The organism is Streptomyces litchfieldiae (assembly GCF_031845365.1).
Classification (GTDB): Bacteria; Actinomycetota; Actinomycetes; order Streptomycetales; family Streptomycetaceae; genus Streptomyces; species Streptomyces litchfieldiae.
In genome coordinates this window covers 1-433 of sequence record NZ_JAVREL010000128.1, presented here as the reverse complement: position 1 = coordinate 433, position 433 = coordinate 1, and the positions used below count along the sequence as shown (strand labels likewise).

Genomic DNA, 433 nt, shown 5'->3' with positions numbered 1-433 from the left:
ACGCCGACTTCAAGTGCGGTTACTGCGGCAAGTTCGCCCGGGACACCGAGCCCGAACTGATCGAGGAGTACGTCGAGGACGGCACCCTGCGCATCGAGTGGCGGAACTTCCCGATCTTCGGCGAGGAGTCCGAGAACGCGGCGCGCGGGTCCTGGGCGGCCGGGCAGCAGGGCCGCTTCTGGGAGTTCCACGCGGCGGCCTACGCCGAAGGAGCGAAGGAGAAGGGGTTCTCCAAGGACCGGGTCAAGGCGCTCGCGCAGGAGTCCGGGGTCAAGGACCTGGCCCGCTTCATGAAGGACCTGGACGGTGAGGCCGCCCGCGCGGCCGTCGCGAAGGACCAGGAGCAGGCGTACGGGATCGGCGCTACGTCCACCCCGTCGTTCCTGATCAACGGCCGCCCGATCGCGGGAGCCCAGCCGAAGGAGACGTTCAC

At 69.1% G+C, this 433-nt stretch carries 1 protein-coding gene; it reads left to right on the top strand.

The window, feature by feature from the left end; all coding sequences use genetic code 11:
• A partial coding sequence (locus RM590_RS35710; protein WP_311708969.1) for a DsbA family protein occupies positions 1 to 433 on the top strand: 433 nt, incomplete at both ends.